Below are 14234 nucleotides of genomic sequence, written 5' to 3' on the forward strand. Positions count from 1 at the left end.
CCCATTAGCACCGTCGCCCTTGCGCACGCGAGGGCCCAGCGGCTTGGGTTTTGACCCTGGGAAAGGCGCGGGATTCTCGCCTGCGCAACAACGACGATATTCAGGCCTGCGTTTCCGCTATTTTTGAGGTGTTAGGCTACCCAAGGTCTATGCTTTGATATTCCATTGCAGGCGGCCGCAGGGGTTGTGAGGAGCAGATGTGTCGTTGACCCGGGTAATAGCACGTAACCTGACCAATTATGAAAATCGTGATTGCTTTGGGGCCAGACTCCGATTAAAGCGCCTGCAGCCACTGATGACGTTGATTGAGCAACTGTCACGGCGACACGATGAGGTGAGGATTCTGGATGTCGGTGGCATGGAGGAGTACTGGCAGGTGCTGCCCGACGAATTTCTTGAGCGGAATCGGGTCTGCCTGACCTTGTCCAATCTGCCTCAGCAGGATAAGCCTGAGAATCATGATCGGTTTCGGTTCGTCGTGGCGGACGGCTGCGATCTGCACCAATTCGAGCGCAATAGTTTCCATGTGGTGCATTCCAACTCGGTGGTGGAGCATGTCGGGGACTGGGCCAACATGGTCCGTTTTGCCCGGGAGGTGACTCGAGTCGGTGAGCGTTATTTCGTGCAGACCCCCAACTACTGGTTTCCCGTCGAACCCCACTGTGTCACACCATTTTTTCATTGGCTGCCGAAGCCGGCTCGTATCGCGTTGGTACAGCAATTTGCTTTGGGTAACTGGCCTCGGGCCGAGACTGTGGCCGAGGCGGTACAAACGGTGGAAAGTGCCCGTTTGCTCAACCGGAAAATGTTGCAGACGCTGTTCCCAGAGGCGGAGCTGCAGGTGGAGCGTTTCTGTGGCCTGAATAAGTCGATGGTGGCCATGGGGCCACGAAACAGAATTAACCAAGATCGCAGCGCGGATTCTTGAGCTGGGGGATCGATGCTTGCTACCATTCAGACAACTTTCTGAAAACGGGGATATTCCGTGTCTAAAATTCTGATCATTGCCATGGTTGTGCTGTTGGTGGGTTACTTTGTCTTTAAGAACATGAATAACGCCAAGGTGGCGCCGGAGAACATTCGACTGGGTGATGAGTTTCTGGCGCAGAATGCCTCAGAGGAAGGGGTGCAAACTACCGCTTCCGGACTGCAATATAAGGTGTTGCAGCCCGGAACCGGCACCGAGCACCCCAGCGCCAGCAGTAAGGTAAGGGTCCACTATCACGGTACCTTGCTGGACGGCACCGTGTTTGACAGTTCAGTGGAGCGAGGGGAGCCGATCGAGTTTAAACTGACGCAGGTGATTCCGGGCTGGACTGAGGGCCTGCAATACATGGTGGTCGGTGAAAAGACTCGTTTGTACATTCCGGCCAAGCTTGGTTATGGCAATCGCAGTGCCGGTGCCATTCAGCCGGGTTCGCTGCTGATCTTCGATGTGGAGTTGCTGGCGATAAAATAACCACGCACCCAGTCTGCAACAGGGCGCCTCACGGCGCCTTTTTTGTGTCTGCTGGACCAGAGCTAGATCGACTAATGGGCGGGAGCTTTAAGGCTGAAGAGACAAAAAGGGCACCGGTCGTTGCCGGTGCCCTGGATTACCCTGTCAATTAGGCAGGTGTCTAGGTGTTACTTCTGCTGATCCAGGAAGCGCTGATAGCGCTCTGTGCCTTCAATCAGCTTGGCACGTTCAGTGTCGTCAAATACTCCAGGCTTAGGGTATTCGTCGTCGTGACAGTTGCTGCAGGCATTGGGCAGAACATCGAAGAAATCACACACCTGGCTTACGCGATAGATCCCGTCGCTGTAACAAGGTCCATTGGCGCCGCCCATGGCTTGAATGTAACCCCACCACTTGGTCATCATCGGATCGGAGCCTTTGCCGCGTGAGTAGGGCGCCAGGGCGTCGAAGTTGGCCAGAGACTCTGCCGGGCTGATGGCATCGAAGCTGTGGTTGTCGTTGCTCCAGCGGGTGGCAACCGATTCGGTGGCGACGAAGTGACAGTCGACGCAGGAGACCCCGACCATGTCGTGGATTGGCAGGGTGTGGTTGGCGCCACGATCCTGGTGGCATTGAGTGCACAGGGCATCCCCCTGTTTCTGCATGCCCATGGCGTGAGGGTCATGACAGGTCACACAGTCGATCTGCATCTCGAAGTGCTTGGAGGTCATGTAGGTGGCCACCTGATTCTTCTGCCCCTTGGGGTAGTCGGTGCCAAGGAACACGCCTTGAGTATCCACCTCGGTGAACAGGCTCAGGTCATCGCCAGTCCGGTAGTGCTTTCCGGGGTTGGTGGTGATGTTTCCGTCTTCATCGAACTCAGGCAGGTAGGGCTGAGAGTAGTGGTAGATATCTGGATGCTTGGCCATCTGGTGACACTGCGCACACGAATCTACCGATTGCTGGAAACTCATTTTTGCGGGGTTGGTGATGTCGTCGCCACTCATGCTGGTGGCGTGAAGGGAGCCCTCGTTGTGGCAGCGTTCGCAGCTGATGCCATCTTCTACCGCATCGGAGTCCTTAGAGTTGGTGTGGGCAGCCAGCATGGTGTACTTTTCGCTGACGTCCCATTTCTCAATCTTGCCGCCGGTGGTGTGACAGGTGAAGCACTGGTTGTCCCAGCTCATCTTTTTGAGTTCTTCACGCTGTTCGATGGGGCCGACAAAGGCCGAGTTAACAATATCCCCCTCTTTAACCAAGCTGCCATCCTGATGCCAGTAGGAGCTGGTAGTGTAAAAGGAGGTGAACCGGGCGACGTTGCCGTCGTTAAACCAGGCAAAGGGCATCATCCGGCCATAACTGCTTTCCACGTTGGGATCGTCGTCGGAGGGAAAGTCGTAGCTGACGAATTGCTTGGAGGTGGTGCTGGATATGCCGTCAATACGGTACACCACAGACTCGTCGGTGTTGATGGCATCGTGAAGCTCGGCGTAGTACTTACCGTCCGCCCCTTTATAGGTGGAGAAGCGATAGTTGGGTTTGCCATACATGGTGTGGTGCTTTGGATCCGCTTCGGTGCCCCAGTCCAGTTCCGGGATGATCGCCTCGATGGTTTTGTTTTCCTGGGTATAGAGGCGACGGTAATCCTGGGCGTGTTTGGTAGGCTGCCAATCGTTATAGTGACTGGAGTGGCAGCTCTTACAGGTCTTGGCGGTCACGAAGGTCGCTTCAGTGGGTTCAGTTTGGCCACTTTCTATGGTGATGTAGACGGTCCCCGTTGCCTGCAGCTCTCCGTCGGAAATGGTGTAACTGAAGCTGGACTCACCCAGCGGCGCGTCGGCTGCGGCACTGAAGCTCAACTTGCCATCGTCGGTGATGGACAGGTCACTGGACACCAGACTCAGGGTGTCGCCGTTGGAGTCGGAGTCGTTGGCCAGGGCGTCGATGATAACGGTATCGCCGCGATTGACTGAGACATAATCGGGCTGGGCGATAGGAGCGCGGTTGTCGGGAAGCGGTATCAGTGTGTTGTCATCATCACTGCCGCAACCAACCAGGCCCACTGATAGTGCCAGCATGAGAGGTGTAGTTCGTTTCATCATCATTTTGTTGTCCTTTGTCATTATTTTTTCAATGAGATCGTACGATGGAAGCTGGATTGGGTTGAGTGAGCGGGCTGACAGAGATCAGAAGGGTCATTAAAGGTTGGGGTGGAGATGTGACATTTCGTTCACATACACCCGGAGGCGACGAAAACACTTCACCGTTATGCGCATAATGATGGATGCTCGTCACGATTTTCTGACGGTTAGTCGGTGAGTGAAGTGAAAAAGTGGAGAAGCTCTCCATCTAATTACACCGTGTCTCTGTCGCGGACTATGGAGCAGAATCGTTGGCTTGGACCGATCACTGTCACGATGGTCGGTCTGAAAAGAAAAAACCACCTGCATATGAGGTGGTTTGTATTGGGTTACTGCTTGGCCTGGTGACAGGTCATGCAGGAGTAAGTACCAGGGAAACTCTTACTTAGGCTGTAAGCATTGTTGTGGGGTACCCATAACGGGCCAAATAACTCAATTTCGCCATCGAGCGCCGTCGGAGCGCGAGGCACGTAGTGTTGTCCAGTCTCGTAATGGGGCTCCCCCATATAGTAGGAAACGGTGTCGTGGTTACTGCGGTTGTCATCGGGCTGCAACAGGAACTGGGCACTGGCTTCGCCATGATTAGGCATCACCGGAGCATAGTCCTGGCTGGAGTCATTTTTGGCGTTGTGGCAGAAGCTGCATCGGGTTTCCTGATCGTGACGAGGAGTCGCGCCATTGCTGCCATGGCAGGTAGCACAGTAGTGCGGCTGTTGCACATCAAAACCATCGGCTGCATTCACCGGCCAGGAGGCGCCGCCGTGGCCATTTGGATCGCGTTGCTCGTTGTGGCACTGGGTACAATCAGCAATTTTCCAGCCAAAGTGGGTTGAATCTAGCACTGGGGCTTTGCCCACCGGGTTGGAGTCTGTTGCTGGAATTAGGGTTCGAAGTACCGCAGTATCGCACTTTCCACCTTTGCACGAGTTGATATCGTAGTTACCAAAATCGCTGCGCAGCAACTTGTCTTTGTCGACAAACACCTGCAATTGCTTATCGGCATCCAGTTCGTTGCCGATGATCTGCTGGAAGCCCAGAAACAGGAAATCGACGCCGTAGTTGTTTACGGTAGTGTAGTGGTCGGTATTAGTCATATAACCGCCGCTGCCGTTGTGCTGGTTGAACCAACGATCGCATTCAGCCTGACCTTGGGTCCACATCCCGGTTCCGCCAATGGCGGCAGATGGCCCACCTTGGTCGTTCATGTGCATGCAGTTGGGGTTGGTGCTGAAGTCTCCCATCATGCTGCCCGGGTTTTGAATGAGGCGCCCAAACCAGTTACCGAAACCGCCACCCTGGCCCAGCGGGCCTTTAGACAAAACAAAGCTATTGAAAGGAACGCCTGTGCTTAAGGTTGGCCAAAAGCTGAATCCAAGATCAATATTGTAGTCAGCAGCGGCGCTGAGGAAGTAATCCATGCCAGTGATCACCCCAGGCTGAAATACGTCACTGCGCAAGTTGAATGGGCGCACTTCGATTTGAGTGGCGATGATGCCACTGTCGCCCGGAGCGGCGTCCGGGTGATCGTCGACTATCAGGCGCAGTGCATCGGCAATGACTTTACCGCCATTTTGGGCCTTTTTGTCGATTTCGTGTTTCCATGCCAGGGTGCGACGTCCTTTCATCGCTTCTGAGGTCGGCAGGAAGCGAACTACGTCACCGGTTTTAAGCCAATATTCATCCATGCGGCTGTACATGTGGAAGGTAAGTCCACCGACGTAATCTTTGTTGTCGCCATTGGAAGCCATCAGTTGGAAGTGCCACAGATCGCTGTTTGAATGTACGCCGTCATTGGTGAAGTCACCGTCGCCATTTTCATCCCAGGAGAGGGTGAATTCGTGAGTCTTATAGTCAGACTCTTCTGGCTTAATGACGTTGTCAAAGCGCAGATCGCTGCGGGTGGCGACGAAATAGCGCAGCAGATCGAAGACGGAGTAGTGCCCCTCTACGAAAATATCGGGACGAGCCGTACCGGCTCCAAGACCATCGGGGTTGGTCTTTAACACGCGGTCAATTTCACTGCCCAAGGTACTGACCTCAAGCCCAAGCTCCACTCGAGCGCCTGCGGCAGAGGAATCCCAACGGTTAATCCAGCCATCGCCGTTCAGGTCATAACTCATGTCGCCCTGTTGGGCGAGTGCCGATCCTTCGTTAATGTACTGGATGACTTTTTCTTCACTTTCTCCAAAGAAAACGTCGAATTTCCCAGCCAGCTTTGGTGAGTTAAAGTCTTCGGAGGGCGGAGTTTCGATGTAGTTCCAAGCCTCATTGACCGGTTTATCGACTGGGGGTTCTGGCACGTTGGGAGTGGAGGAGTCATCCGAACCACAGCCTGCTAGGCCAACACATAGCAAGGCTGGTAATAAACTATACCGGCTTCTCATCATTTGCTTTTCCTGTTGCATTACTCATTAAGATTCAGAGCCTGAGTGGCTCTTTTTATGGATTTGATCAAGGTGACAAAATGGTTGCGGCTGTTGCCTTGGTGTTCGTCAATGAACGTGTCACCTAACTTACTGGGAAGTTTCTCTGGCAGGGTTAGACCCAGCCAAGATTTCTGGCCTCGAAGATTAGGTTGGGCTTGTTTATGGCGCCAATTTTTTGCTTGGCCAGAGACAGGTGATAATCGACACCTCGATTGGTTAGATGCAATACATCGGCGATCTCACTGGCATTCAGGCCTAGCGCGGTCATTTTCACGACTTGAAGCGTTTTCAGTTTTAACTCGCTGGAATCGCCCTCTGGGCGGCTGCTTTTAAGGATGGTGTTACGCAGCAGGCGTAATGCCGAGAGAGTCGAAAACTGTTCAAGTTTTTGGCATTGATTCTTGTTCGAGATGATGACAATGAACCCGACCGGCATGGACGACTCAGACGAAAAAACAGAGTAGGATTTAACCGGTGATGTGTGTCCGCCTATGGTGATTCGATCGGATCCTTTCAGGCAGTCTTTAAGCCCAAGGATAATTCCGGCACCGGCTTTTCTCAGCTTATGGTCGGACACCGAAATGGCGGTCACTCGTGATTGTTCTATCTCATTTAATTGAATCTCTATTACCCGCGCCGGGCTGGAGAGATGCTCATTACCTGTACTGAAAAATACCCAGCCCAATTCTGATTGCATGACTGTCCTCCGTTAGCGGTATGCGATGGTTGCCATTGTAGGAAAAGCATAAAATCGATTTCGGAGGGCCATTCGCAAAACTCATTGAGTCGATAACAGAGCCTTTTGAGTGTGATCGTCGTCTTGCTTTTGGGTTGTGTGTGGTGCGATTTTTACCTGGCGATGGGGTGTGGCGTGATTGTGATCACTGAATGTGTGTTGTCACAGTCGGAATCTTTCTTTTAAGTGGAGAGCCTCTCCATCTTTTGATTGCTGAGTCGGAACAGACAACTTAATGGAAGCCATGACTTCATCATTGCGCCTGCGCAAGCATTGCCGTACCGGCAAAAATTACAATCGCGACGTTCGGTTAGACCGGAGAGAGCGGCAGTGAGTTGAATCATCCTTTGCTAAAAAAGCCCCGGGTAAGGGGCTTTATTACCGTGCTATCTGGCGTTAATTACTGCTTATCCTGGTGGCAGGTACCACAGGAGAATGGGTCTGGGAATTTCTTGGTGAAATCATAATCATTGTTTGAAGATACCCAGCGATCACCGTAGCCTTTTTCGTCTCCTTCCAGGACTTCACTATGGTTGTCGGAGAATCCATACATATTGTTGTCATCTCCTGCTTTGCGACGCGTGGTAACTGTATTAATCCAGTTATCTTCATGCTTCAGCAGTTTGCGAGTGCTGGCTGGACCATGATTTTTGGGTAACATGTCTTCCGAGTGGCACCAGAAGCAGCGGGCTTCTCGCCCGTGGGCCTCTGGAGCCCCATTGTTGCCGTGGCAAGTGGAACAGTAGTAGGGCTGGATTTCATCGAATCCGTCGGCCGCATTCACAGGCCAGGAGTAGCCTCCATGCCCCTGAGGCGCTGCCTCTTCGTTATGGCATAGGGTGCAGTCAGCCACTTTCCAGCCAAAGTGGTTTTCGTTCAACAGTGGAGCCTTGCCATGCTGGCTTTCTTCAGTTGCCGGAGTTAGGGTGCGCAAGGTGACAATGTCAGAGTCAATGAAGCCTGTCTTAACGCCTTTTTCCACCAGCGCATTATGACGCCAGTTGTAATCCCACTGGATGGTTTCGTTTTTCGAAAAGCTATCGATCTTGGTTCCGAGGCTATGGTATCCGGCATTATTTAGATCTTGTTTCGACAACACTACATTTTCGGCACCAAAAGGCATCAGCCACAGATCGTTGTTGATGTTTCCGAAATAGCCGCCGATGCCAAATGCACTCCAGAAATCTCGCACGCAATCTGTCATTGGCACTGGGGTGTTGATGGTATCGGAGCGACCCGTAACCGCATCAAAGTTGCAGACTCCAGGCATACGGTCTGAGAAGAAGATGTCATTGCCGAACTCGTTCAGGACAGTAGTTGTAGTGACGAAGGAACGCAGGCCGACGGTCTTACCCAAAACCGGGGCTCGGGATAAGGCGAAGGAATTAACAATAGCGCCAGTCTCCAGGGTTGGCCACCAGGTGAGCCTGAAGTCGTGTCCCCTATCAGCCAGGGTTAAAAACACGTCCATGTTGGTAATCACGCCCTCTTGGAACACGTCATTCCTAAGGTTGTGTGCCTTGACTTCAAAATTGGTGGCAATGGGGTTTTCTGGATCGTCGCTCCAGCCAATGCTGTCTACAATGACTTTGCCATTGTTCGAGGCCAGCCGGTCAGCTTCGCTCTTCCAAAGGTGTTTCAGCCGGGCCTTGAAGGATGAAGAGGCGTCAATGAAGCGAATGCGCTGCTCCTCTTTTATCAGGAACATATCCATTCGATTGAACGGAATTTCTCCACTGTGGTCTCGGTACAACCCGGCCTTGCCCATGCTTTGAGTGAATCTAAAGTGCCAGTTACTCGATTCCTCTCCCTCATCGCTAAAGCTGCCATTTCCGTTTCGGTCATAGGCTAAGGTAAATTCATGCGTATTGTACTCAGAGTCGTCAGGTGTGGTGATCTCACCGATGAACTTCAGGTCGTCACGAGTGGCGACCATATAGCGTAGTAGGTCAAAAACAGAGTAGCTTCCCTCTTTGAAGATGTCTGGTCTTGCGGTACCGGCGCCTAAACCATCAGGGTTCGTTGACAATACTCGGTGGATCTCTTCAGCCGAGACTCGAGATATGTCTGTCTGTTGATTAACGATGCCCGCAAGGTTTGCATCGAGCGCATTGACAAATCCGTCGCCATTGACATCGGTGTTGCACGGCTGAGTTACATTATCTGGCAAGGTCAAGCAGAAATTGTCAGAATCCTTAGTAATGCCTCGGATCCACTTCCAGACCTGCTCGTTCATGTAGTCAAAAGTCACATTGATATGGCCTTTTAATCCATTGGTATTGAGCTCCATTTTACCGCTCTCAACATATTCCCAAGCCGGGTTATCCGGAGTTGGGCCCGGCCCTGGGTCAGGTGTGGCAGGTGTAGAGTTATCAGAGCCACAACCGGCAAGTATTAATGCGAATAGGCCAGGCAGTGCCTTTCTTTTTTTGATCATCATCGACGCTCCATTGTTGCCAAAATGGTTTTTGGCATTGTTGTAATAGTTGTAGTTATCAGTGGCCAACAGGTTTGAACTTGAATATTCATCCTTGGTTGGAAGTTGCCCAATTTAACTTCATGGAAGCTAAGCGTGTTGTTTTTTTTAAATTATGAGCTTAGTTTTTGTTTTGTATTGACATTATTCGTTAACGGTTGTTATATCTCGATATATTGAGCCATCGCCAATAGCATCGGGATAGAGAGGTGGTCATGATGTGTACTAAAACAGATCCAGTCTAATTCTGATTGCATCACTTTCCTCCTCTAACGGTATTGGATGGTTGCCATTGTAGGGAAAATGTAAAGATGATTTAGGAGTGGCATTCGCAAAACTCATTAAGGTGATAACAGTGCCACGCTGATGTGATGAGAGTCGCAATTGCATCGGCTCAACTGATGGATTCTTTCAGGGCCGGGGCACACAGCGTGACAAAGGTCGCTAACTGTGGTTTGACACAGACGCTGCATTGTTTCGAAGTGGAGAGTTTCTCCATTTTTAGAGGCGACATACGCTTGGCTTGGAAATAGCAATAAAACCTTTAAGAACATTCACTTAGGATGTTGCTTGGGGTTTTTAAATTAGGGGCGGGTGGAGTTTTGACCATTATGGGCCCAGTTAGCGGTAGCCAAGTTCAGTGTTATAGTGAAGCCATGCGAATGACGGGGCGGTGCTCCGAACGGTATTAGAACGCAACACTGGACGTTAATATGTTTAATAAAGCTCAGATAAGAAAGGTCAAGATTGCCAAAGCCGCCATGAGACTGATCAGAGAACAGGGCTATTTGCAGTTCTCGATGAATGAGCTTGCTAAAGAGGTGGAGGTAACCGCAGGTACCCTATATCGTACCTTCGCATCTAAAGATGATTTGCTGGTTTATTTGTTCAGTTCGGTAATAGAAACACTCGCCGAATCCATGTATAAATTTAGCAGGATGGAACTGTCGGCAAAAGAGAAGATTGTTTGTTTTCATTGCTACCAATTCTACTTGAGGCAGTTCTACCCAGACAGTGCATCACTGGATCTTATCGGGACCAATAAGGCAATGTTTGATCAGGCTAGGCCGGAGACTAGGGAAAAATTCCAGCATATTTTTGACATGTCGTCGGTAAAAATAAGGAAGCAATTTTCGGATCTGGTTGAGAACGGCAAGGTCAAAGCCGACGAAGATCTGCTTTATCAAGTGCTGAGACAGATGACCATCATTGGTCGGGGCGGCATGGTGATCTCCAATCATGTATTTATTCCCCAAGAGGTATTTAAAATCGAAGACCTAGTCAGTCTGTGTTGTCATACGCTGGATCAACTGGATTGGCAGGGCGAAGAGGGCAGGGCAGATAAGAGACTCATATTGTTGGCATTGCGCTCCGAAGTCGAGCAGTCCGTTTCAGAACTTTGGTAATCACCGCTATTCGGTGACAACGGGAACTGGTTGTTGGAGTGGGGTGGGCGTACCGGTCGCTGTTTTTCGTCTCTTTCGTTGCCAGAAAATCACTACCCGGGTCATTTAACGTTGACCTGCTTTCTTGCAAGCGCCAGTTGCGCCGCTGCCGATTTTTGTCACTGCTGTTGACCGAAATGGTCATTCATCCCCCAGGTGTTTTTTCATAGAGTGGTGAGACTTCCGTTATTGCAAGGATTGCTCATGACTCAAGACGCCTACCTGTTCGATGCCATACGTACCCCAAGGGGACGGGGCAAAGCCAATGGCAGCCTGCACGAAATTAAGCCCATCTCGCTGCTGGTGGGATTGCTGCATGAGTTGCAGCGTCGCCACGGCTTTCAGACTCAGGACGTGGACGACATCGTTCTGGGCTGCGTCACCGCCGTGGGCGATCAGGGCGCCGACATTGCCAAGACCGCGGCGCTGGCTGCGGGCTGGGACGATGATATTGGTGGCGTCACCCTGAATCGATTCTGTGCCTCCGGCCTGGAGGCGGTCAACATGGCGGCCATGAAGGTGCGCTCTGGTTGGGAGCAACTGGTGATTGCCGGTGGTGTCGAGTCCATGTCCAGAGTGCCGATGGCGTCCGACGGCGGTGCCTGGGCCAACGATCCGCACACCAATCTGAAGACCGGGTTTATGCCTCAGGGCATTGGCGCCGATCTGATTGCCACCTTGGAAGGTTTCAGCCGTGAGCAGGTGGATGCCTTTGCGGTGCGGTCGCATCAGCGGGCGGCAGCGGCCTGGCAGCGGGGTGCCTTTAATCGCTCGGTGGTGCCGGTGATGGACCAAAATGGCTTTACCGTGCTGGCGCAGGACGAGTTTATTCGGCCGGATTGCAGTCTCGAGACCCTGGCGGGATTAACGCCGTCGTTCCAGGCGGTGGGTGAGATGGGCTTTGATGCGGTGGTACGGGAGAAATACCCTCAGGTGGAGCGAATTCACCACCTGCATACTGCGGCTAATTCCTCCGGCATTGTCGACGGCGCCGCCCTGGTGCTGATCGGCAGCGACGCCATGGGTAAGCGTTACCAACTGACCCCCAGGGCCCGCATTGTCGCCACTGCCGTGGTCGGCACCGACGCCACCATCATGTTGACCGGGCCGGCCCCTGCGGCCCAAAAGGCGTTGTCGCTGGCCAATCTCAATGTTGAGGACATCGACCTGTTTGAGGTTAACGAAGCGTTTGCCTCGGTGGTGATGCGGTTCCAGCGGGAGATGAACATTGGCGATGACAAGGTCAACGTCAATGGCGGTGCCATCGCCATGGGCCACCCGTTGGGGGCCACTGGCGCCATGATCTTGGGTACCTTACTGGATGAGCTGGAAGCCCGCGACCTGAAACGCGGCCTGGCCACACTTTGTGTCGGCGGCGGCATGGGCATTGCCACCATCATCGAACGGGTTTAAGGGAGCCAAACCATGAACAGCTTACGTATTGAGCAAGACCACAATGGCATTGCCCACTTGATTCTGGATCGCCAGGGGGCTTCGGCCAATTTGATGGATGAGCAGTTTGCCGCCGATCTGGCCCAGGCGGTGGTTCAACTGCAACAGATGACCTATTGCGGAATCATTGTCCGCTCGGCCAAATCGACGTTTTTTGCCGGTGGCGACCTGGGCAAGATTGCCGAGGTTACCGCTGAGACCAGCCAGCCGTTTTTTGCCATGGTCGAGTCCATCAAGGCCAGCTTGCGAGCGCTGGAAACCGGCGGAAAACCCGTGGTGGCCTGCATCAACGGCGCCGCATTGGGCGGCGGCTGGGAGGTGGCACTGGCCTGTCACCATCGCATCGCCCTCAGGCATAAGTCGGTGAAGCTGGGGTTGCCCGAGGTGACTCTGGGGCTGTTGCCCGGTGGCGGTGGCATTGCCCGTACCGTGCGCCTGTTTGGTTTGCAGGCGGCGATGCCATTGCTCACCGAAGGCAAACAGTTTGGCGCCGAAAAAGCGCTTAAAGCGGGATTGTTGCACGAACTGGCCGATGGTGAGCAGGCGATGCTGGCACAGGCTAGCGCCTTTATTCAAGCCAATGAGCAGAGTTGCCAGCCCTGGGACGTCAAGGGCTACCGCCTTCCGGGAGGTCACCCCAATTCACCCAAGTTGGCTCAGATGCTGGCGGTGGCTCCGGCCATGCTCAAGCTAAAGACCAAGGGGGTGTTGCCGGCGCCGGAAGCAATACTGTCCGCCATGGTAGAAGGCGCTCAGGTGGATTTTGACACCGCCTGTCGCATCGAATCCCGTTATTTTGTGTCGCTGGTGACCAGCCAGGTGGCCAAGAATCTCATCAACACCTTCTGGTTTCAGCTTAACGACATCAAGGCCGGAGCCAGCCGTCCCGACGGCATTGAGGCCGCAACGGTCAGTAAGCTGGGGGTGCTGGGCGCCGGCATGATGGGGGCCGGCATCGCCTATGCGGCTGCCAGTCGCGGCATCGAGGTGGTGCTCAAGGACGTGAGCCTGGCCAATGCCCACAAAGGCAAAGCCTATTCAGAGGCCCTGTTGGCCAAGCAACTACAGCGAGGCCGCATTACCGCAGAGCAGCAAGCCCAGACACTGGCGCGTATTCACCCCAGCGAGCAGGCGGCGGATCTCGGGGGGTGTGAACTGGTGATTGAGGCGGTGTTTGAGCAGCGACAGCTCAAGGCTCGCGTCACCCAGGAAGCGGAGCGGCATCTGCCTCAGGAGGCGGTATTTGCCTCCAACACCTCGACCCTACCCATCACCGGCCTGGCTGAGGCGTCAGAGCGACCGGGGCAGTTTATCGGCCTGCATTTCTTCTCCCCGGTGGACAAGATGCCGCTGGTGGAGATCATTTGCGGTGAGCAAACGGACTCGGCGACGTTGGCCAAGGCCTACGATTTTGTGTTGCAACTGGGGAAAATCCCCATCGTGGTCAATGACAGTCGAGGCTTTTTCACCTCTCGAGTGTTTGGCACCTTCACTAACGAAGGCATCGCCATGCTGGGAGAAGGGGTGTCGGCGGCGGCCGTTGAGAACGCGGCTTTCCTGTGTGGCTTTCCGGTGGGGCCGCTGGCGGTCTCCGATGAGGTCAGCCTGACCTTGATGGAGAAAATTCGTAACCAGACCATAGCCGATCTGGCCGATGAGGGCATCACTCAGTTGCCAAAGGCCGGTGACGCCACCATCGACCGAATGATCGAGCTGGAGCGGCCCGGCAAGCTGGCGGGTCAGGGGTTCTACGATTATCCGCCCGAGGGCAAAAAACGGTTGTGGTCAGGGCTCAAGGCGCAGTTTTATCGTCCCCAGGCGCAATTACCACTGCAGGAGATCAAAGATCGGCTGTTGTTCATCATGGCCATAGAAACCGCCCGCTGTTACGAGGAGCAGGTGCTGACCAGCAGTGGGGACGCCAACATCGGCTCGATTTTTGGTATTGGTTATCCGGCCTGGACCGGCGGTGCGCTGCAGTTTATCAATCAATATGGCCTTGGTCGTTTCGTTGCCAGGGCCGATGAACTGGCCGAGTGTTACGGTGACCGGTTCCTGGTGCCGGACTCGCTCAGAGCGCGTGCCGATGCCAATCAACAATACTGATATCAAGGAGTGAT

Annotated in this window: 9 protein-coding genes; 5 read left to right on the top strand and 4 right to left on the bottom strand. The window is 53.4% G+C overall.

Annotated elements, in window-relative coordinates; genetic code table 11:
• Nucleotides 1-295 precede the first annotated feature (295 nt).
• Together H598_RS0121885 and bamJ are read left to right on the top strand one after the other, a co-directional pair.
• Nucleotides 296-928: a methyltransferase domain-containing protein gene (locus H598_RS0121885; protein ID WP_211227344.1), complete on the top strand. Its 633-nt coding sequence runs from the start codon at nt 296-298 to the stop codon at nt 926-928.
• Nucleotides 929-1009: 81 nt separating this feature from the next.
• Complete coding sequence (gene bamJ / locus H598_RS0121890; protein ID WP_211227346.1) at nt 1010-1459, top strand: BamJ family beta-barrel-assembly machinery protein; 450 nt, start codon at nt 1010-1012, stop codon at nt 1457-1459.
• A gap of 167 nt (nt 1460-1626) precedes the next feature.
• Here the strand turns inward: bamJ and H598_RS0121895 are convergent, their stop codons facing one another.
• The 4 genes from H598_RS0121895 to H598_RS0121910 form a co-directional block, all read right to left on the bottom strand.
• Nucleotides 1627-3543, bottom strand: coding sequence for an Ig-like domain-containing protein (locus H598_RS0121895; RefSeq protein WP_169629335.1), 1917 nt, complete (start codon nt 3541-3543; stop codon nt 1627-1629).
• Between the two features lie 365 nt (nt 3544-3908).
• Entirely contained in the window at nt 3909-5984 is a 2076-nt protein-coding gene (locus H598_RS0121900; protein WP_156897149.1) for a hypothetical protein, read from the bottom strand.
• A 133-nt stretch (nt 5985-6117) separates the two neighbouring features.
• Nucleotides 6118-6702, bottom strand: coding sequence for a helix-turn-helix transcriptional regulator (locus H598_RS25835; protein WP_051252953.1), 585 nt, complete (start codon nt 6700-6702; stop codon nt 6118-6120).
• Nucleotides 6703-7141: 439 nt separating this feature from the next.
• A complete protein-coding gene (locus tag H598_RS0121910; RefSeq protein WP_028114919.1) occupies nt 7142-9181 on the bottom strand; it encodes a hypothetical protein in 2040 nt (679 codons plus the stop codon).
• 749 nt (nt 9182-9930) lie between these two features.
• Here H598_RS0121910 and H598_RS0121915 point away from each other — a divergent pair.
• The 3 genes from H598_RS0121915 to H598_RS0121925 all read left to right on the top strand — a co-directional run bounded on the left by H598_RS0121915 (nt 9931) and on the right by H598_RS0121925 (nt 14220).
• A complete protein-coding gene (locus H598_RS0121915) occupies nt 9931-10623 on the top strand; it encodes a TetR/AcrR family transcriptional regulator (RefSeq protein ID WP_028114920.1) in 693 nt (230 codons plus the stop codon).
• Nucleotides 10624-10866: 243 nt separating this feature from the next.
• Complete coding sequence (locus tag H598_RS0121920) at nt 10867-12075, top strand: acetyl-CoA C-acetyltransferase (protein ID WP_028114921.1); 1209 nt, start codon at nt 10867-10869, stop codon at nt 12073-12075.
• 12 nt (nt 12076-12087) lie between these two features.
• A complete protein-coding gene (locus H598_RS0121925; protein ID WP_028114922.1) occupies nt 12088-14220 on the top strand; it encodes a 3-hydroxyacyl-CoA dehydrogenase NAD-binding domain-containing protein in 2133 nt (710 codons plus the stop codon).
• Nucleotides 14221-14234: the final 14 nt, after the last annotated feature.

This window comes from Ferrimonas kyonanensis DSM 18153 (genome assembly GCF_000425405.1).
GTDB lineage: Bacteria > Pseudomonadota > Gammaproteobacteria > Enterobacterales > Shewanellaceae > Ferrimonas > Ferrimonas kyonanensis.